Source organism: Microcoleus sp. AS-A8 (assembly GCA_039962225.1).
Lineage (GTDB): Bacteria > Cyanobacteriota > Cyanobacteriia > Cyanobacteriales > Coleofasciculaceae > Allocoleopsis.
The window spans coordinates 363520-388628 of sequence record JAMPKV010000004.1 but is presented as its reverse complement, the minus strand read 5'-3'; the positions used below and the strand labels follow the sequence as shown (position 1 = coordinate 388628).

General features: G+C 46.8%; 25 protein-coding genes and 1 tRNA gene. 11 read left to right on the top strand and 15 right to left on the bottom strand.

What is annotated here, in order from left to right; all coding sequences use genetic code 11:
* Positions 1 to 48 precede the first annotated feature (48 nt).
* Positions 49 to 1032: a porphobilinogen synthase gene (gene hemB / locus NDI48_09055; protein MEP0831356.1), complete on the top strand. Its 984-nt coding sequence runs from the start codon at positions 49 to 51 to the stop codon at positions 1030 to 1032.
* A gap of 216 nt (positions 1033 to 1248) precedes the next feature.
* Here hemB and NDI48_09050 read toward each other — a convergent pair whose 3' ends face one another.
* Positions 1249 to 1701, bottom strand: a complete 453-nt coding sequence (locus NDI48_09050) for a hypothetical protein (protein ID MEP0831355.1) — start codon at positions 1699 to 1701, stop codon at positions 1249 to 1251.
* Positions 1702 to 2013: 312 nt separating this feature from the next.
* On the opposite strand from NDI48_09050, the gene NDI48_09045 reads away from it, so the two are divergent.
* Positions 2014 to 2484 (top strand): GNAT family N-acetyltransferase, encoded by a 471-nt coding sequence (locus NDI48_09045; protein ID MEP0831354.1) that lies wholly within the window; start codon positions 2014 to 2016, stop codon positions 2482 to 2484.
* On the opposite strand, the gene NDI48_09040 is transcribed toward NDI48_09045, so the two are convergent.
* The 6 genes from NDI48_09040 to NDI48_09015 all read right to left on the bottom strand — a co-directional run bounded on the left by NDI48_09040 (position 2438) and on the right by NDI48_09015 (position 7377).
* Positions 2438 to 3529 carry a HAMP domain-containing histidine kinase gene (locus NDI48_09040; protein MEP0831353.1) on the bottom strand — a complete coding sequence of 364 codons (1092 nt, stop codon included), beginning with the start codon at positions 3527 to 3529 and terminating at the stop codon, positions 2438 to 2440. The genes NDI48_09045 and NDI48_09040 overlap by 47 nt on opposite strands.
* Before the next feature lie 146 nt (positions 3530 to 3675).
* On the bottom strand, positions 3676 to 4272 hold the full coding sequence (locus NDI48_09035) for an L-threonylcarbamoyladenylate synthase (GenBank protein ID MEP0831352.1): 597 nt from the start codon (positions 4270 to 4272) through the stop codon (positions 3676 to 3678).
* Positions 4273 to 4366: 94 nt separating this feature from the next.
* Positions 4367 to 5305 (bottom strand): peptide chain release factor N(5)-glutamine methyltransferase, encoded by a 939-nt coding sequence (gene prmC / locus NDI48_09030; GenBank protein ID MEP0831351.1) that lies wholly within the window; start codon positions 5303 to 5305, stop codon positions 4367 to 4369.
* Between the two features lie 35 nt (positions 5306 to 5340).
* Entirely contained in the window at positions 5341 to 6129 is a 789-nt protein-coding gene (locus NDI48_09025; GenBank protein ID MEP0831350.1) for a hypothetical protein, read from the bottom strand.
* Positions 6130 to 6718: 589 nt separating this feature from the next.
* Positions 6719 to 6792: transfer RNA gene (locus tag NDI48_09020), tRNA-Pro, on the bottom strand.
* A gap of 63 nt (positions 6793 to 6855) precedes the next feature.
* A complete protein-coding gene (locus tag NDI48_09015) occupies positions 6856 to 7377 on the bottom strand; it encodes a GNAT family N-acetyltransferase (GenBank protein ID MEP0831349.1) in 522 nt (173 codons plus the stop codon).
* Between the two features lie 544 nt (positions 7378 to 7921).
* On the opposite strand from NDI48_09015, the gene NDI48_09010 reads away from it, so the two are divergent.
* From NDI48_09010 to NDI48_08990, 5 genes are all read left to right on the top strand, one after another.
* Positions 7922 to 8647 carry a hypothetical protein gene (locus tag NDI48_09010; GenBank protein ID MEP0831348.1) on the top strand — a complete coding sequence of 242 codons (726 nt, stop codon included), beginning with the start codon at positions 7922 to 7924 and terminating at the stop codon, positions 8645 to 8647.
* A 118-nt stretch (positions 8648 to 8765) separates the two neighbouring features.
* On the top strand, positions 8766 to 9674 hold the full coding sequence (locus tag NDI48_09005; protein ID MEP0831347.1) for an alpha/beta hydrolase: 909 nt from the start codon (positions 8766 to 8768) through the stop codon (positions 9672 to 9674).
* A gap of 434 nt (positions 9675 to 10108) precedes the next feature.
* Complete coding sequence (locus NDI48_09000) at positions 10109 to 11152, top strand: RnfABCDGE type electron transport complex subunit D (GenBank protein MEP0831346.1); 1044 nt, start codon at positions 10109 to 10111, stop codon at positions 11150 to 11152.
* A 56-nt stretch (positions 11153 to 11208) separates the two neighbouring features.
* Positions 11209 to 12522, top strand: a complete 1314-nt coding sequence (locus tag NDI48_08995; protein MEP0831345.1) for a DUF2330 domain-containing protein — start codon at positions 11209 to 11211, stop codon at positions 12520 to 12522.
* A 302-nt stretch (positions 12523 to 12824) separates the two neighbouring features.
* Positions 12825 to 15218 (top strand): DUF4114 domain-containing protein, encoded by a 2394-nt coding sequence (locus tag NDI48_08990; protein MEP0831344.1) that lies wholly within the window; start codon positions 12825 to 12827, stop codon positions 15216 to 15218.
* 118 nt (positions 15219 to 15336) lie between these two features.
* On the opposite strand, the gene tsaD is transcribed toward NDI48_08990, so the two are convergent.
* Positions 15337 to 16386 (bottom strand): tRNA (adenosine(37)-N6)-threonylcarbamoyltransferase complex transferase subunit TsaD, encoded by a 1050-nt coding sequence (gene tsaD / locus NDI48_08985; GenBank protein ID MEP0831343.1) that lies wholly within the window; start codon positions 16384 to 16386, stop codon positions 15337 to 15339.
* 149 nt (positions 16387 to 16535) lie between these two features.
* On the opposite strand from tsaD, the gene NDI48_08980 reads away from it, so the two are divergent.
* The 4 genes from NDI48_08980 (at position 16536) to NDI48_08965 (ending at position 19904) form a co-directional block, all read left to right on the top strand.
* On the top strand, positions 16536 to 17030 hold the full coding sequence (locus NDI48_08980) for a Photosystem I reaction center subunit III (GenBank protein ID MEP0831342.1): 495 nt from the start codon (positions 16536 to 16538) through the stop codon (positions 17028 to 17030).
* Positions 17031 to 17068: 38 nt separating this feature from the next.
* Complete coding sequence (gene psaJ, locus NDI48_08975; GenBank protein ID MEP0831341.1) at positions 17069 to 17197, top strand: photosystem I reaction center subunit IX; 129 nt, start codon at positions 17069 to 17071, stop codon at positions 17195 to 17197.
* Positions 17198 to 17444: 247 nt separating this feature from the next.
* Positions 17445 to 19004 (top strand): bifunctional phosphoribosylaminoimidazolecarboxamide formyltransferase/IMP cyclohydrolase, encoded by a 1560-nt coding sequence (gene purH / locus NDI48_08970; protein MEP0831340.1) that lies wholly within the window; start codon positions 17445 to 17447, stop codon positions 19002 to 19004.
* Between the two features lie 249 nt (positions 19005 to 19253).
* A complete protein-coding gene (locus tag NDI48_08965) occupies positions 19254 to 19904 on the top strand; it encodes a DUF5673 domain-containing protein (protein MEP0831339.1) in 651 nt (216 codons plus the stop codon).
* 85 nt (positions 19905 to 19989) lie between these two features.
* Here the strand turns inward: NDI48_08965 and NDI48_08960 are convergent, their stop codons facing one another.
* From NDI48_08960 to NDI48_08930, 7 genes are all read right to left on the bottom strand, one after another.
* Positions 19990 to 20517 carry a tetratricopeptide repeat protein gene (locus NDI48_08960; protein ID MEP0831338.1) on the bottom strand — a complete coding sequence of 176 codons (528 nt, stop codon included), beginning with the start codon at positions 20515 to 20517 and terminating at the stop codon, positions 19990 to 19992.
* 125 nt (positions 20518 to 20642) lie between these two features.
* Positions 20643 to 21428 carry a transporter substrate-binding domain-containing protein gene (locus NDI48_08955; protein MEP0831337.1) on the bottom strand — a complete coding sequence of 262 codons (786 nt, stop codon included), beginning with the start codon at positions 21426 to 21428 and terminating at the stop codon, positions 20643 to 20645.
* A gap of 77 nt (positions 21429 to 21505) precedes the next feature.
* On the bottom strand, positions 21506 to 21862 hold the full coding sequence (gene rplT, locus NDI48_08950) for a 50S ribosomal protein L20 (protein MEP0831336.1): 357 nt from the start codon (positions 21860 to 21862) through the stop codon (positions 21506 to 21508).
* A 128-nt stretch (positions 21863 to 21990) separates the two neighbouring features.
* Positions 21991 to 22188 carry a 50S ribosomal protein L35 gene (gene rpmI, locus NDI48_08945; protein MEP0831335.1) on the bottom strand — a complete coding sequence of 66 codons (198 nt, stop codon included), beginning with the start codon at positions 22186 to 22188 and terminating at the stop codon, positions 21991 to 21993.
* Positions 22189 to 22345: 157 nt separating this feature from the next.
* The gene (locus NDI48_08940) at positions 22346 to 23974 is read right to left on the bottom strand and encodes a PAS domain S-box protein (GenBank protein MEP0831334.1); all 1629 of its coding nucleotides are present in this window, start codon (positions 23972 to 23974) and stop codon (positions 22346 to 22348) included.
* 70 nt (positions 23975 to 24044) lie between these two features.
* On the bottom strand, positions 24045 to 24389 hold the full coding sequence (locus NDI48_08935) for a hypothetical protein (protein ID MEP0831333.1): 345 nt from the start codon (positions 24387 to 24389) through the stop codon (positions 24045 to 24047).
* 33 nt (positions 24390 to 24422) lie between these two features.
* Positions 24423 to 25019 (bottom strand): DUF6272 family protein, encoded by a 597-nt coding sequence (locus NDI48_08930; protein MEP0831332.1) that lies wholly within the window; start codon positions 25017 to 25019, stop codon positions 24423 to 24425.
* Positions 25020 to 25109: the final 90 nt, after the last annotated feature.

Here is a 25109-nt window from a genome sequence, read left to right as displayed (position 1 = left end):
TTTTTGTCTTTTATTCCCCAGTCCGTTAGTTTTTCAAGTCTTAGCCCTATGTTCCCAACCCATCGTCCTCGCCGTCTCCGCAAAACAGCCCCTCTACGCCGGATGGTGCGTGAGAATGTTTTAACCACTGATGATTTGATTTACCCTCTATTCGCCGTACCGGGTACTGGTATCGCGAATGAAGTCCGCTCCATGCCTGGAGTTTACCAATTATCGATCGACAAAATCGTTGAAGAGGCTAAGGAAGTTTACGACCTTGGCATTCCCTCGATTATTCTATTCGGTATTCCTGAAGATAAAGACACAGATGCCACGGGCGCATGGCATGATTGCGGCATGGTGCAGAAAGCCGCGACAGCCGTGAAAGAAGCTGTGCCCGATTTGGTGGTGATCGCTGATACTTGTTTGTGTGAATATACCAGTCACGGTCATTGTGGTTACTTGGAAGTCGGTGATTTGACGGGTCGTGTCCTGAATGACCCCACATTGGAATTGCTGAAGAAAACAGCCGTGTCCCAAGCGAAGGCGGGTGCCGATATCATTGCGCCTTCAGGGATGATGGACGGCTTCGTGCAGGCGATTCGGGCAGGATTGGATGAGGCTGGGTTTGAGGAGACGCCGATTCTTTCCTATGCCGCTAAGTATGCCTCGTCGTACTATGGCCCATTTCGAGATGCTGCCGATTCAGCGCCCCAATTTGGCGATCGCAGAACATACCAAATGGACCCCGCTAATGCTCGCGAAGCCCTCAAAGAAATCGAATTAGATATTGCTGAGGGGGCGGATATGCTGATGGTTAAACCCGCGTTGGCATATATGGACATCATCTGGCGTGTTAAGGAAGCCAGCAACTTACCAGTTGCGGCTTATAACGTCTCTGGTGAGTATTCGATGGTTAAAGCGGCAGCCCTAAATGGCTGGATTGACGAACAACGTATGGTGCTGGAGACGTTGACGGGGTTCAAGCGTGCGGGTGCTGATTTAATTCTCACTTATCACGCTAAAGATGCTGCTCGTTGGCTGCAAGGGTAAAAGGTAAGCCTCTTCTATTCAAAAACAATTCTCCTGCTTTGGTTTACAAAGTCCGCATCGGCGGACTTTTTTGTAGGGAAAAATTGGGTAATAGGTAATATGAGGCCCGGTTAATTACCCTGAGTAAAAGCATGTTTGCCGTGAGCGCTTCATCAGCGAACAATCATCTAAATTGCACATTCCAAGAGTAGAGATTTATTGTGGCATTGGGGTTACCTAACGGTTCATAGACGATTCAACGAGAGATTCCACGCTAGAGGCTCCGGGTTGCTTCTCTGGTTTTTTCGTATACAACCAAGCCCAAGCAATAAAAACCGCCTGAAACGGAAGCCTGAACCAATAAAACAAAGGATGATGAGGAATGCCCTCAATGGGAATGCTATGAATCGCCTGGTAGATGTTAGCTGGAAATACGGCAATGAACAGTGCGATCAGTCCCCAAGCTGCCGCAACACTAACAAATGGAATGACTAAACCAATGCCTCCCAAAATCTCAAAGAAGCCACTGATGTAAACCATCGCCAACCTATCCCCAAATTGAGGCGGGACAATCGAGGCGTATTCTAGGGGTTTGACAAAGTGTGTAATCCCCACCACGATGATGGATACCGAAAGAATAGCTCGGAAAATTTCCTTGAGACGAGGGGCTGTACTGGGGTTTGAGGTCATAGTCTATATCCGTAGAACTCATCTCCACAGTATCAACCGATGATTTACGTCTACTTCTACCAAAAAGAGGAAGCTCACTCATCCTTACTCACTCTCAGGTGTACTGCGCTCAAGGAACAATAGCTTCCTGATAATGTTAGGAACTCATAACAAAAAAAGGCTTCTATGTTCCACAAATGTTGGGAATCGTTACAATAATAAATTGTGCCTGAGTATAATTTCGCAAGTTTAGGCAACTCTTTCTGATCAGGCACAAAAAATTCTGGCATCCCTCACCAGGTACATTTTTTAATATTCAGAAGGAATTTTGGAATGGATTGCCGCCATATTCAATTTTGTGATCGCAAATCTCAAATCGATTATCATCAACTTCAAGCACTATTCGGCTTGGGAGCGTTTTGGGCAAAAGAGCGAAAAATTGACGAGTTGAAAATAGCGATCGCCAACAGCGAACCCGTGATCAGCGTTTGGGACGGTGAACAGCTCATTGGTTTTTCACGGGCAACCTCAGATGGTATTTACCGAGGCACAATTTGGGATGTAGTGATTCACCCGGACTATCGCGGTGTAGGTTTAGGTCGTAAGTTAGTAGAAACAGTCCTATCCCATCCCCGCATGAACCGGGTAGAGCGAGTCTACCTAATGACCACCCATCAACAAAGTTTCTACGAGCGCATTGGTTTTGAGACAAATTCCACAACCACAATGGTGTTGTATAACCAGCCCATACACCGCTCTATGCCAACGCCTGCTCTACAGGCTCAGGAATCGCTAGGGGCATAGAACATTGAAGTCGGATAAAGTTGTCCGTGGCTGAGGTTGCGGCGAGTTCTTCATCCGAAACCGATAGCACTTCCAGCTTTCCTTGCATCACTTCGACCAGGGTTTGAGCCATCAATAAGGTCAGCCCTGGTGAAAGTTCAGCCGATTGGATGGCTGACTTTTCCACCTCAGGCGTCGTAGAAAGTAAATCGACCACTTCACTCCAGGCACTGGTTGGAGTGTTAACATCAATCCAGATGCGAGCTTCTTGAGAGTCTGGGACTCTAGAAGCGGAAATCTTAATACTGCCTTCTTTAAGGTCGGCTAACTTCGTAATAGCGCTGTCTACAATAGCCACTAAGACCTGCCGGAAACGACGTGAGTCTGCTAAAACATAAATTTCTGGGTCAGGCGGAACGACTTCAAACTGAAGATTGCTATTAGTCGCCTGCATGTGGGTTAGACCTTGAACCTCTTCAAAAATCTGCGTTAACGGCAAGGGGTGAATGTCTAAACGATTGCTGCCGTGTTCAATTTTCGATACCGTAATCACCTCGTCTAAAATTTTCACCATTTTTAGGGCTGAATTGTTGGCTTGAGCCACAAATTCTCGTTCTTCCTCTGGCGAGTCACACAAATCAGACAAAATTAGCTGATGCATACCGATTAAACTACTCAGAGGCGATCGCAACTCATGAGCCGTCCTGGCCAAAAATCCCCCTTTAAACTGGCTCATTTCCTTGGCCATGGCGTAAGCGAGTTGGGTTTGCTTGAGTTGTTCTTCAAGCGGCTCAGTGTTGACTTCAAGAGGCTTTGAGTCTTCCTTCAGAGGCTCAATGTCATTGGGGAGAGGCTTTTGTTCTTCCAGTGCAGGCTGGCTCTCCTCTAGGAGAGGTTTGGGTTCCTCTAGTGCAGGCTCGATGTGCGCTTTGGGAGACGGGAGATCATTCATGGGTGTCTGTTGAGGTAAAGATGGGGTGGAAATCACAGGTTGTGGGACAGAGCGGGTCATACGGCTTCCCAAAAACCCTAACCCGACGCCCAATAGCAAAAAGATTAGCTCCATTACGCTTATGCCTCTCAACGAAAATTCAATATAGACCCTGCCCTGCCCTGCTGAACAGTAAAATCTTCTCAAGCATAGCGAGTTTTTTGCAGTTCCTAGAGAACTTTCAGCCTGGGTACACAAGCCGTATTAAGGCTTTGTACTCTCTATGTGCTTTCTAGTTGAATGCTTCCTTGGCGTAAAATCTTCCAGCCGCTAGTCGTCCACTTGGCAACCGTCGAAGGAACTCCCGTCGTGCTAATTTGAGCGGCTTCCAATTCAGGACTCTCAAGGGTGAGAACCGCAGGAAAATAGGTCTCTATTTCTGCCATCGTTTGCAAGGGAGGCTCACCCGATCGATTGGCGCTGGTGGTTGCCAAAGGCCCAGTTTGGGACAAAATCGCGATCGCAATTCTAGAGTTTGGCACTCGTATGCCGATGGTGGTGGGGTCAGTCGGGTTCATGGCAGCCGGGACTTTGGCTGAGGCAGGCAAGACCAATGTGAGTGCTCCTGGCCAGTATTTTTGAGCAACTTGCTGCCAAATCTCCATTTCGGTCGCCGTACCTTGCACAAAAGGCCAGAGAGCGGCGGGCGATGCCCCCATTAAAATCAAGGGTTTCTCTTGAGAGCGCTGCTTGGCGGCAAATATCAAGTCTGAGCGCTCAGGTTGCACGGCTAGGGCAGGTACCGTATCTGTGGGAAAGCTGACTAACTGACCGGTGCTTGCGCCAGTCACCAAAGCGGACAGAGAAACTTGAGTCATTCGTCAATGGGTTGAAAGTTAGAAGGTTGAAAGTTGCAGGTTAGCAGGTTGTCGATGATTATCCAAACCTTCCCAACTTTCCCACCTTCAACCCTCAAGTTTGAACCCTCTCACTTCGATAAGCCAGAGCGAAGCGGTCAATGCCTGCCAAATCGGAAACAATCTGAATCTGGGAATAGCTGCCTTGCTGCTCTAGCAACTGAGTGACTGCATCGGCTTGTCCTGCCATCATTTCAATTAGCCAGACACCGCCTGGACGCAGATAGTTGGGAGAGGTTTTAATCAGGTGCCGAATGCAGTCTAGACCATCGCTGCCACCGTCTAGAGCCAGATGAGGTTCATGGTCACGAACTTCCGGCTCTAGCTGTTGTACCAAAGTGCTAGGGATATAAGGAGGGTTTGCCACCATACCACTCAATTGACCTTTAAGAGCGTCAAGAGGCTCCCACCAAGACCCTTGGTAAAACTGAATTCGTTGGGCACAGCCTAGCTGTAGAGCATTTTGCTCAGCCATGGCTAGGGCATCCGCGCTGTAATCCACAGCGTGAATGGTGGCAGCCGGGAAAACTTCAGCGAGTCCCAGAGCGATAACACCACTTCCGGTTCCTAAATCCGCCCAGTGTCCTGAGCCTAGATTGGGTGTTGGACTGTTTTTGACCGCTTTCACAGCCAAGTCAATCAGGTACTCGGTTTCTGGGCGGGGAATTAAAACAGCAGGCGAAACGTTGACTCGAAAATGACGCCAGGGGGTGACTCCAGCTAAGTACTGAATCGGCGATCGCTCATCAATACGCCGCTGCCACAGTTGGGATAGCACCGACAAAGGAAATAGCAATGCGATTTGGGGTCGCTGCTTAAAGGACTCCAAGCGCAGCGTCAGGGAGTCTAGTCCAGCCACTTCGGCGAGAAGCCAGTCTATTTCAGCCGTTGGGACACCCGCTTCTAGTGCGGACTTGCGAGCCTCCTGACGCCACTGCCAGAGAGCCAGTCCTGAGACCACTGACTCGTCATCGTCAGTGTTATTCCTGTCCAAGCCTCGCCCTCCTTGCTGCAACGGTTATAGGTACCTTATCGCCGTTGTTGACCGCCTTGGGGCGCATTTTGCCCAGCAGGAGCGGCGGGTAAGGTACGCAAGAAGGAGATTGCTTCTTGCGATGGCACGATGACGACGCTACTCAGCTCCTGATTGTTGCTGGTCTGTAAGGTGTAAATGACGCCTTCCAGAGGTACGGCTTCTACTTTAACTGTAGATGCCAACTCAGGCTTCTGCTGTTTGAAGCGGTCTACCATCGCCTGCAATTGCTCTTTCTCAAAAAAGAAGGGAATCACCGACTTACCATTTTCTTGAACCGTTAGATATCCGTTTTCTTTACCCCCTCTAGCCACAAACAAGGGTGTGCCCTGAAATGACTGCGCTTGTTGACCAGCTTGGCCGGCAATAGCTTGTGCGGCTTGTAATTGTTGCTGCACAGGGATAAAGGCAAAGTTTAGACCTTCTGGCTTATTTTGATTCTGTTGTCTCAGTTTGTAGATTTGCGCCAAAGACACAGGAACCACCTGCACGTTTTTGGCTATATCGGGTTTTTCCTTCTGCAACCGTTGAACAAAAGCCTGAGCATCCTTCTGGCTGATAAAAACTCCTGCTACCGCTTGAGCTTTATTTTGCCCATCGGGGATTGTCGCAACCAGGGGAGCGCCTTGGGGATCGGTAACGGTAAACACGGGGACCGGTTGCAATTTTTCCATCACCTGCGCTTCTGGTAATGCCAGCGCCTTGAGATTTTCTAAACCGAAGGAACCGAGTAGTGCAGTTCCTACTAAACCTAGTGTTGTGCTCCAGCGAACCAGTGATTTCATGGTCATTACCTCAGTTTTTTTCCTCAGAATACTTAGACCCCATTAAAATATTGCTCTTGCCTGGGGATGACTTATTGAGAGTTTAGAGTAGCAAGAGTAAATATGCATCAAAGCTTTTTTGACTTTATTGATGTTGTCGTTTAACTTTCACCATTTATCGTAGAATTACTCACTAACTCCAACCATTTTCTTCTGCATGGGTGAGTTTCCTGACTCTATGTAATCTCAAATAGTTCCACCCCATCTCTTTGAGCCAAATTACCTAATCTATCCTAATTCCTCAAGCTGAAGTCGGCTGTCCTAAATTTTATTAGGCTAGGGAGCCGAAGAGGATGTATTTTACTGCACTAGAGACATGAATGCAATCTCTCTCCCCTCAAAAAGCTTTTGGCTCATCCCCAGGCTGACTGTAGCCATGAGAGCCATCGCTCTTAGAGGATTTTCGGCGAGATTGACGATTTTACGTGGATACAGTTAACAAAAAATCAACGCTTCAGCCCAGTTTCCTCAAACAGGGATAGTCCTCTTCATCCCCAATGCCTGAACAACTGGGCACAATGCCCTAAGGGATATCTATCAAATTAATTAATCGGGATGACAGGATTTGAACCTGCGACATCCTGCTCCCAAAGCAGGCGCGCTACCAAGCTGCGCTACATCCCGGTGCCTTTTGCTAGTATAACTTGCTTTTGGCTGATTAGAGTCTACAGAAAAAATTTTGGCTTGTTAATCTGGATACCAGAACATGCCTTTAATACCTTCTGGATCAGCCATAAATCCCATCCTCCGATAAAAATTCACCACATGGGGATCGGCAAACAGGGTGATATTGCTAATATCTTCATTCCGCAGTTTCCTAATCATGTACTTCATCAAAGCCTTACCTAGCCCCTTGGTTTGGAAGTCTGGGTGAACCACCACATCCCAGATTGTGGCATTAAAAGCATGGTCAGACGTGGCACGAGCAAAGCCAATGAGGCGTTTGGTGTTACCTCGCTGCTGCCACATTGAAGTCACCAGGAAGCTGTGCTGAATGGCTTTTTTAACTTTACGCATGGGTCGCCGAGACCAGCCAACGGCATCACAGAGTTCTTCTAACTCATAAAGGTCGATATCCCGATCCGTGCTAAAAAATATCCGGGAAGTGTTATCGGTGCGATCGCTCGTACCTTCTATTGCTTCCCCCTCAAACTGCGTTTGCCCAGAGGCAGCATCAGAACTGCTAAAAAAGCTTTTCCAAAAACCCATGAAGGTATGGCTGTGGCATTTTCCTACTTCTGTCCCCAAGGTGAGAGCAGATTTTCTTTTCCTAACGGATGAGACTTTCTGCTTTGAATAGAGACCAGACTTAACACTAGAAGTTTATCCCAAACTGGAGAGGTAAAATCTCTATAGATTCAGAACATTGGCGGGAATTTACCCCGAAACATCCGTAGATGATTGCTAGATGCACCTATACCCCTTGTTTATCAAAACATTCCCCATGGCATAAACTTAGGGTTTGGCGATAAGTCTTATCGGGCTAAATCGACGCAAAACTTCGTGCCATCGATAATAACACAACTAACAGCTCCCCTGTATCTTTCCATCCCAGAATCGCCAAAAGACCCAGGCTTGTCCTTCTTTAGGTAGACTGAGGGTACCCTCGCAGAATTTGTGAGAAATTTACCAGATACAGCAGGTTCTTTCCTTAGAAGTGTCTGTCGCTGTGTCTGGCTAAAAGCTTTTGAGCACAGCGATGGCTTAGGTCAACCTCATTACCTTGGTACGAGTCCTACCCCTACCCCTACTTATGGCTGCGGGTTTGAAAACATCTACATTAGAACTCCTCAAGCGCTTTAATCGGGCGTTTCCTCAGTTTTATGAACAGTTTGTCAGTAGTGAGATCCAACTGCAAAACCTGAGGCTCGCCTACCGACTGTACAAAAGTAGGCGGGCGGTGATTGAGATCCAACCGGAAGGCTCCAAAAGTGCCCTGCATTTTGCTTACCGGAACCAATCATTTCTCCTCAGTGACATTTTTGGCGTTCTAGCGGCCTATGGACTGACGATTCATAGCCTCAGTCTCTATGGTCAAATCAGTCCGCCGATGTTGGTATTTATCAAACTGGTGGTTTCTCGCGGTAGCCAAGCGCTGACCAACACAACCTCAGAAAATGTCTGTCGGGCGATTCGAGAGGCGTTAGCAGGGCGATTTGAAGTAGAAGAAATGCTGGCAGTGGAGTTTAATCTCGATGCTGGTTTGGAACAAGTGGAAACAGAATTTTATGTCGATCCGGTTTTCCATCTCCCGGCACTCTTGATTGAGGCGGACAACCAGCCCGGTTTATTCTACAAAGTCATGTATGCCATCTGGCAAGAAGATTTACTGGTGGTCAATGCCAACTTGCTGGTGTGGCGTGGACGAACCCGGTTAATCCTGTACTTATTGGGACCCAACGAAAACTTGATTCCCGAATACCTTGGTCAAAAAATTGCGGAAAGCGTGCGGCAGCGATTACTCGGTCGCCGATTTTAGGAATTGGCGTTGAAGGTTGAAATTTGAAGGTTGGAAGGTTCGCTCAATCATCTTCAACCGGCTCACCTGGCTAACTTTCAACCCTTTCCCATTGCCCAATCTTCGATAAGATGAAAATATGGCATTCATTGACATTCTGGGGGCTACTCACGCTTACGAACTGACGCCTCCCCCTGCATCCCCCTCTCCTGTCCTTGTTTTTATCCACGGCTGGCTTTTAAGCCGCAACTATTGGCAGCCTTTAATTGATACGTTGGCACCGGATTATCAGTGCCTTACTTATGACCTGAGGGGATTTGGTGATTCTCAGCCCCAAATGGATAAAACTCAAAACAGTATTGAGTTAATCGATGCTACATTAGCGGACGCTGATGCGCTCAAACAGATTTCTTCCAGGTACACCCTAGCCGCCTATGCTCAGGATTTGAATGTTTTGCTGCAACAGCTAGGTATAGACTGTGCTTGGCTCATCGGTCACTCGTTAGGCGGCAGCATCGCCCTTTGGGGCGCGTCGATGGCTTCGGATCGAGTCAAGGGGGTTATTTGTGTCAATGCTGGAGGCGGAATTTACATCAAAGAAGAATTTGAGCGCTTTCGGGCTGTGGGTCAACAACTGGTGAAGCAACGACCCCGTTGGCTTTGTTACCTGCCTTTGCTGGACTTGCTCTTGACGCGATCGCAGGTGGCACGTCCGATCCCACGTCGATGGGGACGCCAGCGACTGATTGATTTCGTTGCCGCTAGTCCTGAAGCCGCTGTTGGAGCTTTACTCGATTCAACCACAGAAACCGAAGTGAATCGGTTACCTGAAGTGGTGTCCAAGCTCACGCAGCCCGTTTATTTTATAGCTGGTGCCAACGATAAGATCATGGAACCGAAGTACGTGCGCCATCTGGCTAGCTTCCACGCGTTATTTCAAGGCTGTGATGAGAACGTGATTGAAATTCCTGAGTGTGGGCATCTAGCCATGGTAGAGCAGCCAGACAAGCTGGAGACTCAAATCCGTAAGATTCTCATGAATCATTAACCTCCCCCTCATTGGCATTGCTCAAGGGCTACAGGCCAAGGCGATCGCGAATCGCTTTGCTCACACCAATAAACATCAAAATCCAAAATCCTCTAAATTTTTCCCTTTGCTGGGATAAAGTAGACGCGGTTACCGAAAGCGTAACAGAGTCGTTTGGTGGTTGGAAGGGCAGGCATATTAGCAACAATTAGGTTTCTTGCATAACTTTTAACAAAAAAGGTGATAAATTCTACAGCTTATGTAGGATTTATCGAGCGCTGCAAGGATTTTCTAATCATCTGTGAGCCAAAAGCCGTCTCAAAATTAGGGAACTTGACACGGACTCTACCCGCTTTCCTACTTTTTATTAAGTTAGGCAACAGTTCAACAATCTTTCCCGCCTAACGTTCCTAGATTAAAGACAATAATGAAATTCATCCTTGTTGAGGGAGGCCATGCTACAACAAGATCCCAGAAATTATCAAATCCTGTTTCTCTCACTCTTTTTAATATTGGGGATCGGAACCAGGGACTGGACACTAAGACCTGACTTAATTCTCGTTGTGACGATTACCTGTCTTCTGACCCAGTGGGTCGCAGTATCCTTGTGGCCAAATCCCCAAGAAAAAATTATGAATTGGCTCAAGGCTAAGCAGATTAAAACTTGGCAAGAGAAGTTTCAATTTTGCAGGTTAAACGTTAAAAATTGTAACAATCAGACCCGTCTTGAGTTGCCCATTGCTTCACCAACTCAAGACCAAAATAGATCAGAAAAAGAAAATTATGGTTTAGTGAATTTTCCCCAAGTAACTTCACTTAAGAGTGCAATGATTACATCCTTAAGTTTAAGTTTGTTGCTACGGGCTGACCACTACACCACCATGATTTTGGCAGGGTTTCTAGCCATTTCAAGTAAATTTCTGTTTCAATTTGAACGCAAACATTTTTTTAATCCGGCTAACTTCGGTATCGTTGCTGCTTTACTCTTGACCCATGATGCCTGGGTTTCCCCCGGACAGTGGGGAGAGGATGGCTGGTGTGCGTTGTTGTTTGCAGGTACTGGTGGGCTAGTTTTGAAACGAGTAGGTCGCTGGGACACAACAGTCGCTTTTTTGGGTGCCTACACTTTGCTAGAAGCAATTCGCAATCTTTGGCTCGGTTGGACATGGGATGTCTTTAGCCATCGGTTAATGAGTGGCTCATTGTTACTATTTGCTTTATTTATGATTACCGATCCTCGCTCCATTCCTAATGCGAGAATCAGTCGGATGATTTGGGCTGGTTGCATTGCTATTCTCACATTTATCCTCCGCAATCAATTCTTCATTTCTACATCTTTTTTCTGGGCTTTATTTGCTCTTTCTCCTTTAATTGTGATTTTAGATATTATCTGGTCATCCTCTAGATTTTCTTGGAATGAAACCTCTGCCAATAACAGAGTAGGTTTAGTCAATAAGGAGGCTAATCAGTCAAATTTGGAGCCATTAAGCCTCAGTTGATGGACTATAGACAATCTTGATCACGACTAATTTTTACCAATCTTAAGGAGGTAAGGATGAGATTATTTCGGTGCTTAATAACTTTACTGCTTACATTTGTATTCACGATTGGCTTAACTCAAAATGCCTGGGCATTTTGTGGTTTCTATGTATCAAAAGCAGACAGCAAGCTTTATAATCAGGCGTCCCAAGTGATCATTGCTCGCAATGGAAATCGCACCATTCTCACAATGGCGAATGATTTTCAGGGGGATGTCAAAGATTTTGCGATCGTTGTGCCGGTGCCTGTGGTTATCCAACAAGACCAGGTGAATGTAGGCGACCCAAATATTATGGAACGGCTGGATAGTTTTAGTGCGCCTCGGCTAGTGGAATATTTTGACTCCGACCCTTGTGCGCCTCCTCCACCGCCCATGATGGCTGCACCAAGAAGAATGGAAGGAGGAGGAACAAGGAGTGGCTCCAGTGAAAGTGACAGCGCTTTGGGTGTTACGGTAGAAGCCCGGTTTACTGTAGGAGAATATGACATCCTCATCCTCAGTGCCAAAGAGTCTAATGGTCTAGAAACATGGCTCAAACGCAACGATTATAAACTGCCACAAGGGGCAAATCAGCTGCTACGCCCCTACATTCGGCAGAATATGAAATTCTTTGTTGCTAAAGTCAATCTTCAAGAATTTGAAAAAGCTGGCTATCAATTTTTGCGCCCCCTCCAGATGGCCTACGAATCACCCAAATTCATGTTGCCCATTCGGTTAGGCATGATGAATGCGACAACGGCGCAAGACCTGATTGTTTATGTCTTATCACCAAAAGGTCAAGCCGAAGTTATCAACTACCGCACTGTGAATGTTCCTTCAGATGCTGAGATACCCGTTTTCGTAAAAAACGAGTTTGGTGATTTCTACAAGGCCATGTTCCAAACATCCTATACTCGTGAAGATAGAAAAGTTGCTTTTAGGGAATATGCCTGGGATATGGGGAGCTGTGACCCTTGCTCAGCTGAACCTTTAAATCTAGAAGAACTGAAGAAAGCAGGTGTTTTTTGGCTTTCTCCAAATGCACCCAATAATGTATTTATTACTCGCCTCCATGTGCGCTATACCCGCGATAAGTTTCCTGAAGATTTGATGTTTCAAGAAACGTCTAATCGCCAACAGTTTCAGGGACGATATATCTTGCGTCATCCATTCACCGGGGAAATGAAGTGTGAAGCGGGGCGACAATATCAACGCTCTTTGAAGGAGCGACTGGAACAGGAAGCCCAGACTTTGGCGAAGCTCACTGGCTGGGATATTAAGGATATCCGAAAGAAAACTAATGTGGCTCAAGGTCAATCTAGTCCTTGGTGGCGCAATCTTTGGCCTTAAGGAATACTTCACTTGACTGCTGGGTATAACAAGGGGCACGACATGTCGTGCCCTTACCGTGTGGTACATGCAACTGAAAACCTCTATATTCGTTGGTCATAAGTTATGGCTCATTGGGTAGAAGTTTAAAGTCTCCAGGTTTCTATCTTTAATCACTGAGGGAATCAGCGATCGCACTATCTATGCCCGTTTGCTCTAATTCCTAGGACTGAAAATCTAGCTAACAAACAAAAAAACTCCTGAACGCTAAGAACACTCTTGTAAAGGTTAGGTGAAGACTACCTAGGAGTATTCTTAGCAATATGGTCACAGTTACAAGTAGTGCAGACAATGGGGTTGGTACTCTCAGAGCAGCGATCGCTTCTGCTGCGCCAGGGGAGACGATTCAATTTGACCCCAGTCTCGCGAATCAGACCATAATCCTTACGAGTGGTCAACTTGAAATCAACAAAAACCTGATTATTGATGGTGCCAATGCTCCCGGCTTAACCATCAGTGGGAATAATGCATATCGGGTGTTGGATGTCAATGTCGATCCGAATTTTAATCCAACCACGGTGACACTGCGCAATCTAGCGATCGCCAATGGGCAAAGCATTGGAATTGGTGAAGAAGGAGCAGGAGGAGGAATTCGCACAGCCAGTGGCACAACCCTAACGGTAGAGAATAGCCAATTTAACAACAACGCCTCTTTGGGTAGTGGCGGAGGAGCAATTTGGGGCGGGTTTCGCAGCACCATCACTGTCGTTAATAGCCAATTTGTGGGAAATGATGGCACCGCCGGTACGGATGAGCGAGGTGGCGGTGCGATCGCCGTCAAAAGTGAAAGCTATCTCACGGTTCGGGATAGTCAATTTACCAATAACCGAGGGATTAACGGTGGGGCAATTAACAGCCTGTTGAGCAGTCTGTTAGTAGAAAATTCCACCTTTGCCAATAACGACTCAACACCGGGTGGACTCTTGAGTTTACCTCCCCGGTATACCAAGGGTTACGGCGGCGCAATCTACACCGATGGCGCTTCGGGAGGCCAGATTTCGATTCGCGGCAGTCGATTTGACGGGAATAAAGGTGCAGGACAGGGGGGAGGACTGTTTCTGTTTGCCTATGGTTCAGACCAAGTGATTGTTGAAAATAGCGCGATTATCAACAATCAGGTGATTAAGGATGCTAAGGGAGACTCCTTCGGCGGTGGCATTCGCCAGGGTAACGTGGCGTTAACGATCAACAACACGACCTTCGCTAACAATTCGGCGCTGCAACAAGGTGGCGGTTTATGGGTAGGAGAGCAAGCGCCTCTCAGTATTACCAACAGTACGTTTTCCGGCAACAAAGTTCAGGATACCGATGGCGGTGGTTCGGGGGGTGCGATCGCGCTGATCAATGGCACCAGTCCCACCAATATCGTCAACACAACGTTTGCCAACAATTCCGCTGGATGGTCTGCTGGAGCGATTTTAAGCGGAGAGCAAACGCCTGTCACAGTCAGCAATTCGATTTTTGCCAATAATACAGCCGGGAATCCCTACAACATCGATCAACAGACCAACCGTGAATTAACCGACGGGGGGAATAATCTCCAATTTCCTGCGAAACTGACGAACGGTGACCCCAATGACAACAATGTAACGGCAACGATTACGATCGCAGACCCGAAACTCGGCCCCTTACAAGATAATGGCAACGGTATTTTAGTCCATCCCTTGCTGCCAGGGAGTGCCGCGATTGATGCGGGGAATAATGCGATCGCACCCAGCACCGACCAACGGGGGGTGACTCGTCCTCTGGATGGGGATAGCAATGGTACGGCAATTGTGGACATTGGCGCTTATGAATTTTCGGGTACTCAGCCAACGACTCCAACCCGTCTGATTAAAAATGCCAGCGATCTTTTTACCATCGAAGGCAGCCAAGGACAAGCCCAACTTCAAGTTCAGCTAACTAACCGAGAGACGGAACATATCAATGAAGTTGGCGTTTTTGTAGTGGATGATGATTCTGGCAAGATTAATGGTGTTGCTCCAGGTGAAGTTGGCTATCAACAAGCCGCTATCAACCGAGCTCAAGCCCTTTTCTCTGTCCCCCCAAACCGTCAACCCCTCAGTCCAGATCTGTCTAGTCAACTCAGCTTGAATGTTGGTACGCATTTAGGATTTTACCTAGTTTCCAACAGTACCATTGCTGCCGTGCAGGCTGGGCAGACCTCTTTAGAGAATGTATTCTTCTTCACACCAGAGGCGAATACGGATAACTTCGACCATCTTCAGGTTTCAGAACTTGGCATCAGTAGCTTTAGCCTAGCTTGGGAAGACTTAGTCGGTGGTGGGGACGCCGACTTTAACGACATGGTACTAAACGTGCAACTCATCCAATCCGGTGATTCGTTAACAGGTTTAGTGCCAACGCAGAGTATTGTCAACCCAGACATTGCCTCTAACGATTTATCGAGTGCTGCGAGGGTAGATGAGTCTACAGGTGGTATTGACAATCTCAACTCAGGCTATACAGTTGCCGATATTTCTGAAAGCCAGGTGAATTCAACAGCAGGGCTACTTGGAGGGATATCAGGTGAGACGCCGGATACATTGCTGAGTTTGAATAATCCTCAAGCAGTTGCTGACTCTCCGTTCTTGGGGGCGAATTCGGATAATGTTGACCCAGTTCGCCAGTTTGGGAACAATGCTTCTGGTTTTTAGGGCGTTAAAAACCTAACCCCCTTGCCTGCGAGGGAAGGGGGAGAATTGTGATTAATGTGATCGCACTTTGCCATTGTCAGGGGAGAGATGCGATCGCGTTTTGAAACTCTCAAAAAACTTACTCTAAATCCTCGTAAAGTTCCATCACCCTAGTCAGGGGCAAACGCGACTGAACGCCTAGAGTGAGTGGAGAAGTATGTCCCCGGTTCAGATGATCCGCCGCCGCACAACCAATCATCGCCGCATTATCAGTACAGTACTTAAGGGGAGGAAAGAGAACTCGCAAGTTGTGACTCGCTGCCGCCTCTTGCATCTGCTTCCTCAAACCACTATTCGCCGCCACACCACCCCCAACGGCAATGGTATTCAACCCATAGTCACGGGCACAAGCGATCGCACGTTTGGTGAGCGCTCTGGCTACGGTATCCTGAAAACTAGCAGCAATATCAGGTACAGGTAACTCAGATTCATCCTGCCCCAATTTTTGCACCAACCGCAGCACGGCTGTCTTCAAGCCACTAAAACTGGAATCATAAGGATGATAGCCCCCATTCGGACGGGACACTTTACCTTCAGGTAGGGGAAAGGCTTTGGGATTCCCCTCGTGTGCCAAACGATCAATCACGGGGCCACCGGGATAACTTAGCTTCAACAACCGTGCTACTTTATCAAAAGCTTCACCCGCCGCATCATCGCGAGTTTCTCCCAATGTTTCGTAATGACCACAATCTTTAACATATATTAAGCTCGTGTGACCGCCAGACACCAGCAAGCACAAAAAAGGTGGCTCTAACTCTGGTTCACTCAAATAGGTGGCATAAATATGTCCTTCTAGATGATGAACACCGATGAACGGCTTTTGGTGGACAATTGCCAGGGTTTTTGCAGCCGTTAACCCCACCAACAGGGAACCGACTAAGCCAGGGGCACAGGTAGCAGCAATCCCGTCTATCGCACTCCAGTCGAGTTGGGCTTCAACAAGGGCTTGCGCGATCGCCTGGTTAATCGTCTCCACATGACTGCGTGAGGCTACTTCCGGCACCACACCCCCATATTGACGGTGAACCGGAATTTGAGAAGCCACGACATTACTGCAACAGTGGCGATTGTTGACAACCGCTACCGAGGTTTCATCACAACTGGTTTCTATTGCTAACACGCAAGCCATTGCTCATGACCTTAATTAATAAAACTACTTTTAGTTCGTTAAACTTTACTAGGTTAACCTGTCAGAGTAAGATTGCTTGGGTGTACGCATCGTTTAATCTTCATAGTGTACACATTACTTTTTGTTGCTTAACAAAAGGAAACAATTTTATGCGACGATTGTTGGCTCTAATTTTTGCGATTTCTCTGTGGTTTAGTTTTGTCCCTCCAGCCTCTGCTGAGGTATCTGGACTCGTTCCTTGTAAGGAATCTAAGGCGTTTCAGCAACGGGCTAAATCTGCGCTGAATACCACCGACGACCCCAGTTCTGGGAAAAATCGGTTTGAGCGTTATTCTGAAGCTTACTGTGGCCCTGAGGGGTTACCTCACCTGATTGTAGATGGTCGCTTAAACCGTGCTGGCGACTTTCTAATTCCTAGCATTCTGTTTCTCTATATAGCCGGTTGGATTGGTTGGGTTGGTCGTGCCTATCTACAATCAATTAAAAAGGAAGCAAACCCCGAAGAAAGAGAAATTATCATCGATGTTCCACGGGCAATCAGCTTCATGCTATCCGGTTTCACATGGCCTCTAGCAGCCCTTGGGGAACTAACATCCGGTAAGTTAACGGCTAAGGACGAAGAGATTCCTGTTTCACCCCGTTAATTTAGTTTGACTTGACTACCATTATTAGGAGGAAGTTTATGGACGGTTTACCCAGATTTCTTTCAAGCGCACCCGTGTTAATCATGCTGTGGTTATCATTTACAGCGGGACTTTTGATCGAATTTAATCGCTTTTTTCCAGATCTACTGTTCCATCCCATGTCCTAAACGCCAAGGGTTTATTCTTTAAATAAGAGTTAACCTAAGCACAAATTTCATCGGTAAACTCACACCAGAACCCTGTCTCAATTGGCCGTGGAGACAGGGTTTCTCATTGGGGCACGTCAATGCCTTTCAGCGTACAAGTTCTAGGCAGAAATTCCCGGCTTTGAAGTTCCTTTTTCCTTGGAGCGCACTTCCCTATATGCTGAAATATGCATAATAGCTAGTGAGCGAGCAAATCAGGGGAAAATTCATGGGACGTTTGGCACTGCTGAGTGTGTCGGATAAAACTGGGCTAATCGACTTTGCCCGTCAACTAGTTGAGGAATTTGAGTTTGATTTAATCAGCAGTGGCGGAACGGCAAAGGCGCTGCAAGAGGCAGGGTTGCCCGTCACGAAAGTTTCCGATTACACGGGATCTCCTGAGATTTTAGGTGGAAGAGTAAAGACGCTGCATCCTCGGATTCATGGGGGCATTCTGGGGCGTCGGGACTTACCGCAGGATCGGGCAGAGATGGAGACGCACCAAATTCGTCCCATTGATTTGGTGGTTGTGAATTTGTATCCCTTTGAACAAACCATCGCACGCCCGAATGTCACGGAAGCTGAAGCGATCGAGCAGATTGACATTGGTGGCCCTGCTATGTTACGAGCAGCGGCGAAGAATTTCGCGAATCTGACCGTATTGTGCAATCCGGGGAACTATAACGACTACCTCCGGGAGTTGCGACAGAATGGGGGAGAAGCCCCATTGAATTTCCGGAAAGTATGCGCCCAGAGGGCATTTGGGCATACGGCAGCTTACGATCGCGCCATCGCCACTTACCTCAGCGACGACTCTCTACAAGCCACGAGTCCCGGACAACCGGTACCTCCTCCCCAATTTCTCCTGTCAGGACAGCCATTACAAGCCCTGCGTTACGGGGAAAACCCCCATCAATCGGCAGCTTGGTATCAAGTTGGGGCTGTGCCAACCGGGTTTTCAGGAGCAAGTATTCTCCAAGGCAAAGAACTCAGCTACAACAATTTGGTGGATTTAGAAGCCGCACGGCGGATTATTGCGGAATTTCCCGATACTCCAGCAGCCGCAATTCTCAAACATACCAATCCCTGTGGTGTGGCGGTAGGCACAACACTGGTAGAAGCGTATCAAAAAGCCTTTCAAGCGGATTCCGTTTCGGCGTTTGGGGGAATTGTGGCGTTAAATCAACCCATTGATGCGCCCACCGCAACGGAACTGACGAAGACATTTTTAGAATGTGTTGTAGCACCCGCTTGTGAGGCAGAAGCCCAAGAAATTTTGGCTGCGAAAGCGAAGGTGCGGGTTTTAATCTTGCCCGATTTAAACAAAGGGCCGCAGCAAACCGTAAAAGTGATTGCCGGTGGTTTTTTGGTGCAAGCGTCTGACGATGTTGTGGAAACGCCAGAGAGTTGGCAGGTGGTAACAGAACGGCAACCCACGCCTGAACAATTGGCAGAATTACTATTTGCTTGGAAAGTGTGTAAGCATGTCAAATCCAATGCGATTGTGGTCACACGCGATCGCACGACCTTAGGAGTTGGTGCCGGTCAAATGAATCGCGTAGGTTCCGTGAAAATTGCTCTGGAACAAGCTGGGGAAAAAGCCCAAGGTGCTACTCTGGCGAGTGATGGGTTCTTCCCCTTTGATGATTCGGTACGAACGGCGGCGGCGGCGGGTATTGTGGCGGTTGTTCAACCGGGTGGTAGTCTGCGGGACAAAGATTCGATTCAAGCGGCTAATGAACTGGGTTTAGTGATGGTACTCACTGGCGTTCGTCACTTTTTGCATTGATTTGTTAGCCAGGAATCAAAGCAATCAAACTTCTACCCCACAAGAAAAAATGACTCTTGTGGGATGGGCATCTTGCCCGTCGTAGCTATTTGCTTGCAAGAGGTCTACTTTTTTGGCGACGAAAGGAAGAAAAAAATAGTTTGGGCATTTCTCCGCATTCCCTTCGTGATTGGGTTATCTTAATCTAATCGCTGGGAAGACCCCCGTTATTAAGGAATCTGAACGGGGTATGAGAGGAGGAAGAAATCGATGTTCGCTAAAAAAGCGGCCTGGAAAAATTTGTGCGCGATCGCTTTGATTTTATTGCTGATTATTGGGATGATATTTGCCCTGCTTTTTCTCTCCCAACCCTGGCAAGATTTTTCTTTTTCAGGCATATTTCTGCTTTTTTCAGTGATTCTCTGGGGCAATATCCTCACTTGGTCGCGACGTAGGAAACGCGCCGGCTGTCTTTTATGGAATTTAGGGCGACCCTCAACCTACAGGATTATGTTGATTGTGAGTCTCCTTTTCGTGATGAGCGCTACTCTGCAAACGATTGTCTTTTTCGACTTATTAAGGAAGGGATTTGCTGATAGTACTCACCTGCCAGAATATTATATCTCTCAGGTCATTTTATACTGGACTACAGCCTTTTATTTTTATTGGGCTGGGTTAAGCCGTTTGCAACTTCGAGAAAATGGCATTTATTTTAAGTTTGGATTAATTGAGTGGGGACAAATTGCCTCCTACACATGGGAGGGAAAACAAGGGAATACCTTAACGGTGTGGCTGAAACAACGTATTCCTTTATTTGACACTCGGAGTTGGGCAATTCCTGTGATTCACAAGACGGCGATCGAACGTATTATCAATCAATATTTATTGGGTGATGCCCGGAAGACGAGAAGCTCTATATGAACTTGCCATTGGCTGTAAAAAAGGACACTCCAAAGAGTGTCCCTGAAGTTCTATTAATCTAAACGCTTGTGAAGCTCAGCCTACCTTAAGACGAAGGTACAAGCCGCTTACGCAGTGACTCAGATCGACGCTTCGCCGTTGCATTATCAGGTTCATACTTGAGCGCTTCTTCATAAGTTTGTAAGGCTTGAGCCGTTAACTTTTTACGCTCATAAACATGACCCAAATTGTTGAGCGCTGTGACATATCCTGGATCTAACTTTAGAGCCTCTTTGTACTCACGAATGGCAATATCATATTGTTCTTGTGCAAAGTAAGAAAAGCCTAGAGCATTATGTACAGGGGCAAGGTTTTCTTCCTCAATATCTACACCCTTGAGTGCTTTTTGGAACAAACCGATCGATTGGGCAAACATTTTCTTATCAGCATAGATGCTGCCCAACTCGTAATACTCTTGAACGGTTCCTCGCTCTTTCTTGAGCTTGTTTTCTAGCCGTGAAAGAGTGGTTTCAATTTTACGAGTTTTGAGGACTTGCCGAACAATCGCCCACCCAGCCGCGCCCAGCAGCACTAGCAATGTAAACAAATAAACAATTGGAAGCGAATTCTCCATCATTTTTGAAACTCTAATAAAAGTATGAAGTGTCAAGGATGAAGTATGAAAAATTAGAATTCACACTTGCCCATTAGGATGAAGATGTATTCTTCATCCTCCATCCTCCATCCTTCATCCTTTAATTATGGTAAACCCCAAGTGGCAATGCGTTCGGCTAGCCAACCCGACTCTTGCCAACGAGCGATCGCTTCATTTACGCGTTGGTACAGTTTGGCGTACTGCAACCCCTTGGGCATCACGACACACAAAGCTTGAGCCGAAAGCCGCACTGGCAGCATCCGATACTGAGGATATTCCTGAACCCAGCCCGTCAGGACGCTATTATCACCCGCAAAGGCATCGGCACCTTCTTTTTCCAAAATTGATCGCGCCTGTTCATAGGACTCTACCCCTACCAGCTTCGCGTTGGGTAAGTTATGCTTCACTACCGGAATTGTACTAGAGCCTTTAACGACTGCAATTGTCTTTGTGGTTAGATCATTTAACTGAAGGATTGAAGCATCCTTTGTCACAAATCCCGTACCATCTAAGTAATACGGTCTACTAAAGTCTACTAATCGAGAACGGGACTCCGTTGCCGTCACTCTGGCGATCGCAAGATCCACTTTACCTTCAAATATCATCTTCAGCCGATCCGTATTTTTCACCGGCTGCAAAACCACAGCATTTGGTTTTCCCAACAGTTCTTCAGCTAGACGTTTAGCAATATCAATTTCTAGCCCTTGCAAATTCCCCGCCGCGTCACGGAAACCCAAGGGGCGCAGATTGTCTTTTACGGCAACAATTAACTCACCCCGCTGCTGAATCTCGTTGAGCTCAGCACTAAAAACTGATGGAGGTGTCACCAAAGATAGCGCCACCCATGCAACGACAACACTAAAGCTGAAGAACTTGCGGTTAAACCCCATTGGCTATCTTTGTTAGGACTGGGGATTAGGGGGTGGGGACTGGGCAAGAGTCTACCCCATTACCCATTATCCATCCTTCATTTCCCAGCTTGATTCGCCAATTCCACCACTTGATTAAAGCTGGTTGGATCGAGTACAGCTAACTGAGCCAGCATCTTGCGGTTTAGCTGAATGTTGGCTTTTTTCATCAAACCCATCAGTTGGCTATAGCTTACGCCATTCATTCTCGCTGCGGCGTTAATGCGAGTAATCCACAGGCGACGAAAATCCCGCTTGCGCTTTTTGCGATCGCGATAGGCGTTCCGTAGCGCCTTCATCACCTGTTGATTCGCCGTGCGAAACAGCGTGGAATGAGAACCCCGGAACCCTTTAGCCAGCTTCAGAATTTTTTTGCGTCGTTTCCGAGCGACGTTACCGCGTTTTACCCGTGTCATGATTCGTTGTCAGTTGTAAGTTGTTACTGGGTAGGACAGGCAGACACCTGTCAGTGGTTCAATGCTAGTGCAGGCAACAGGGTAAAACAGCCATCTCAGTTTGCTCCCTTGTCACCCATCCCTAATATCTACAAATAGGGCAGCATCAAATGTACATTTTCAGCGTCGCGTTCATTGACAAGTGCTTTCTGAGACAGACGCCGTCTCCGAGATGAGTTTTTGTGTTCTAGCATGTGGTTTTTAAACGCTTTGCGGCGTGAAATTTTGCCACTACCAGTAGCTTTAAAACGTTTGGCCGCTGCTCGGCGCGTTTTTAGTTTCGGCATGGACTAACTTTAATAAGGGCACAATCTATAATAGTACTACTCTCCATGCCCCTTAAGCAAATGTCAGGGAACAGGATGGGAACCCATCCCCCTTGAGAGCCTCTTGATAAGAGGCAGCTTTTAAGCCTAACTCTTAGTTCATCGTTCTTGATAACTATCACCCTTTGGAGTTAGACCTTAACGTACTATCCATTCTTTGACATCGTGCGAGATAAATTTGTGCGACAGTATCCTCTGGGTTTAAGTGCAGGCATTCTTCAAACAGTTGGGACGCACTTTTGAAAGAATGCAGATTATAGAGTAACAATGCCTCTTCAAAAGCGGTTTTTGTGGCTAACTTACTCTCTCGAATTTTAGGCGGATCGGCCTCAAACACTTCATAGACACTCACCGCCGCTAATTTACCCTTAACTTTCACTCGATCAATGAGGCGAAAAGCATATTGATTCGCATCGTGTAATTGTGAAAAAGTATCGTGAGAAATTAACAAAGATACCCCATACTCTTTCGTCAATCCTTCAATCCGAGACGCTAAGTTAACTGTATCACTAATCACTGTACTGTCCATTCGGGAGTATCCCCCCACCGTGCCTAACATGAGTGACCCTGTATTGATGCCAATGCCAACCCGAATGGGAATGTAGCCAGCTTTAGCACGGCCTTTATTATATTCAGCCAGACGTTGCAGCATAGAAATCGCCGCTTTCAAAGCGTTATCAGCACCTTTATTAAACAGTGCCATAATCCCATCGCCCATATATTTATCAATAAAACCCTGATTTTCTAGAATCGCAGGTTCCATGCGACTTAAATAAGCATTAATAAATGTAAAATTTTCTTCTGGGGTCATACTTTCGGAGAGGGTGGTAAAGTCGCGAATATCCGCGAATAACACCGACATCTCCTTTTGTACGTGGTCACCTAATTGGACATCGACAATGCTTTCTTTATCTAAAAACTGAAGAAACTGGCGCGGGACAAAGCGGGAGAAGGCATGGTTGAGTTGAAACAGTTCTGAAGTGAATTTGAGCCGCTCGGCTTCAGCTTTTTGGCGCTCGGTAATGTCTTGAAACGCGGCGATCGCATACTCAACTCTGCCCTTTTCATCAAAAATTGGAGTGGCCCACACCTCTAAGGGGATAACCTTGTCTCCTTGGCGAATTTCCATATCATCAATCGTGCCACTTTCACCACTTAATGCCCGCAAAATAGGTCGGCGATCGCATGGGTACAACTGATTGCTTCCCGCTACATAAATTTGACTGCTCTCTGGCAAGTTAGGGGCGCTCGTTCCTGGTGCGCGCTTTTGTCCCAGGATTTGCTGTGCCATTTTATTGGCGTAGTAGGGTTTCCCAGTGGCATCAAGAACGAACACCCCGATCGGCACAGCGTCCAAAAATTGAGCCAACCTCTTGTGCCCATTCACTACCGCCTCCTCTGCCTGGTTGTACAACCAATTTTCTACCGTATCACCGTGTTCTGTTGTTGTTTCTAACAACAGTTCTAAGTCTGCCTTGTCCCTGGCTAAAGTGTCTAAAAAAGATTGAAGCTCCATGGCACAAGCATGGAGAGCCGCCTCGGCACGTTGGCGTTCAGCAATTTCAGCTTGGAGTTGTTGATTCGACTCATGCAACAGAACGTCTATCGCATCAGCATGAATTGTCGTCGTTTCCAGTAAAATTTCCAGATCGACCTTATCCCGCTTCACGGCTTCTAGTTCTTGACGTAGCCTTTCTATTTCTAGAAGTAAGTGTTCTGATGATAGTTGTTCTGCCTGCATCGCCATAAGGGTTGGGCTTTCATAAAAGCGACTTTATCGGTATAGTCCATATCGAACGATGCACCTGATAGAATAATCATTCTAATTCCAGTTGCAATTTTGGCATCAAACGTTGCAAATTCTTTAACGACTTCCCCTGCCAAGGAATGTTCTTAGATCCTAGAACCACCATTTGCATCGTTCCTTTCTGACGTACCTTAATCACGAACTTCGAGATCACATTAATCCCTGAACTGTTAAGAAATTCTAGATTTCGTAAATTCAGAGTCAACGTCGGTGGGTCATGATCAGCTACGTCATTGAGTAACTGTACGATGGGTGCATACTCTTCCATCCCATTTAAACGAAGTGAACCCTGGCAGCTAATTGTTTCGGTCACTGAGTCGTAAAAGATGCTGTAATCTTTAGACTGAATCTCCATGACGAATGAACTCCTTATCATCGTTTTAGTGACCTATACTGTTAACTGCACCATTGTAGTGACGGCGAGCGCATCCGGGTTTTGATCAACCATCTCAAACTTCCAGCCGAGCTTGGCTTGATAATCATTAATCATGGTTAGCAAGCCTAATCCAGAGTGGTTTTCGTTGATGTCTTCCGTATCTTTTTCCAGATGGTGAAGGTATAACTCGCTAGGGTCTGAGGTGGATAACTCTTGGATGAATTGCTGGAACTTCTTGACTCTTTGGGGATGCACACTATTAGTTGCCAGGAAAACAAGTCTGTGGCTATCCATTTGGAGTCTGATACTGATCTGCTGGGGTAATGATTCGTCGTTAAACTTCATGGCATTTTCTAATAACTCATTGGCGATAAAACTAACAGCACTTTTGACTTGATTTTGGGTCGCCGTTTCAGAGTTAGCCTCTTCACTACCAGGAAAAAACGTGGCAAAATAGTCCGCCATAAAATCCGCAGACAAACCATTATTGCGCCAGCGCTGCTTGAGTGAGACAGAGGTTGGTGAAAATACCATGGTCAGACCTTCCTGACCGTCAGGCAAGTTGTCACTAAAGTCACCAAATATCTGAGTCATATCGATTTTGGTCATTGGTCATTGAACAAAAAGTTAAAGATTGAAAAGTGCAGGTTTGAGGTTAGAACAAATCAAGCTATCAACTGATCAATGTCATCCCTTTTC

Excerpts from the sequence above, each read along its gene's own strand:
- rpmI (MEP0831335.1), bottom strand. The coding sequence starts at position 22,188 with ATGCCGAAACTAAAAACGCGCCGAGCAGCGGCCAAACGTTTTAAAGCT.
- NDI48_08965 (MEP0831339.1), top strand. The coding sequence starts at position 19,254 with ATGTTCGCTAAAAAAGCGGCCTGGAAAAATTTGTGCGCGATCGCTTTG.
- NDI48_08980 (MEP0831342.1), top strand. The coding sequence starts at position 16,536 with ATGCGACGATTGTTGGCTCTAATTTTTGCGATTTCTCTGTGGTTTAGT.
- NDI48_08930 (MEP0831332.1), bottom strand. The coding sequence starts at position 25,019 with ATGACCAAAATCGATATGACTCAGATATTTGGTGACTTTAGTGACAAC.
- NDI48_09000 (MEP0831346.1), top strand. The coding sequence starts at position 10,109 with ATGCTACAACAAGATCCCAGAAATTATCAAATCCTGTTTCTCTCACTC.
- NDI48_08935 (MEP0831333.1), bottom strand. The coding sequence starts at position 24,389 with ATGGAGATTCAGTCTAAAGATTACAGCATCTTTTACGACTCAGTGACC.
- NDI48_08995 (MEP0831345.1), top strand. The coding sequence starts at position 11,209 with ATGAGATTATTTCGGTGCTTAATAACTTTACTGCTTACATTTGTATTC.
- rplT (MEP0831336.1), bottom strand. The coding sequence starts at position 21,862 with ATGACACGGGTAAAACGCGGTAACGTCGCTCGGAAACGACGCAAAAAA.
- NDI48_09045 (MEP0831354.1), top strand. The coding sequence starts at position 2,014 with ATGGATTGCCGCCATATTCAATTTTGTGATCGCAAATCTCAAATCGAT.
- NDI48_09005 (MEP0831347.1), top strand. The coding sequence starts at position 8,766 with ATGGCATTCATTGACATTCTGGGGGCTACTCACGCTTACGAACTGACG.
- NDI48_09015 (MEP0831349.1), bottom strand. The coding sequence starts at position 7,377 with ATGGGTTTTTGGAAAAGCTTTTTTAGCAGTTCTGATGCTGCCTCTGGG.
- NDI48_09010 (MEP0831348.1), top strand. The coding sequence starts at position 7,922 with ATGGCTGCGGGTTTGAAAACATCTACATTAGAACTCCTCAAGCGCTTT.
- NDI48_09050 (MEP0831355.1), bottom strand. The coding sequence starts at position 1,701 with ATGACCTCAAACCCCAGTACAGCCCCTCGTCTCAAGGAAATTTTCCGA.
- NDI48_09040 (MEP0831353.1), bottom strand. The coding sequence starts at position 3,529 with ATGGAGCTAATCTTTTTGCTATTGGGCGTCGGGTTAGGGTTTTTGGGA.
- psaJ (MEP0831341.1), top strand. The coding sequence starts at position 17,069 with ATGGACGGTTTACCCAGATTTCTTTCAAGCGCACCCGTGTTAATCATG.
- NDI48_09025 (MEP0831350.1), bottom strand. The coding sequence starts at position 6,129 with ATGAAATCACTGGTTCGCTGGAGCACAACACTAGGTTTAGTAGGAACT.
- NDI48_08955 (MEP0831337.1), bottom strand. The coding sequence starts at position 21,428 with ATGGGGTTTAACCGCAAGTTCTTCAGCTTTAGTGTTGTCGTTGCATGG.
- NDI48_08940 (MEP0831334.1), bottom strand. The coding sequence starts at position 23,974 with ATGGCGATGCAGGCAGAACAACTATCATCAGAACACTTACTTCTAGAA.
- NDI48_09035 (MEP0831352.1), bottom strand. The coding sequence starts at position 4,272 with ATGACTCAAGTTTCTCTGTCCGCTTTGGTGACTGGCGCAAGCACCGGT.
- NDI48_08990 (MEP0831344.1), top strand. The coding sequence starts at position 12,825 with ATGGTCACAGTTACAAGTAGTGCAGACAATGGGGTTGGTACTCTCAGA.
- NDI48_08960 (MEP0831338.1), bottom strand. The coding sequence starts at position 20,517 with ATGGAGAATTCGCTTCCAATTGTTTATTTGTTTACATTGCTAGTGCTG.
- purH (MEP0831340.1), top strand. The coding sequence starts at position 17,445 with ATGGGACGTTTGGCACTGCTGAGTGTGTCGGATAAAACTGGGCTAATC.
- tsaD (MEP0831343.1), bottom strand. The coding sequence starts at position 16,386 with ATGGCTTGCGTGTTAGCAATAGAAACCAGTTGTGATGAAACCTCGGTA.
- hemB (MEP0831356.1), top strand. The coding sequence starts at position 49 with ATGTTCCCAACCCATCGTCCTCGCCGTCTCCGCAAAACAGCCCCTCTA.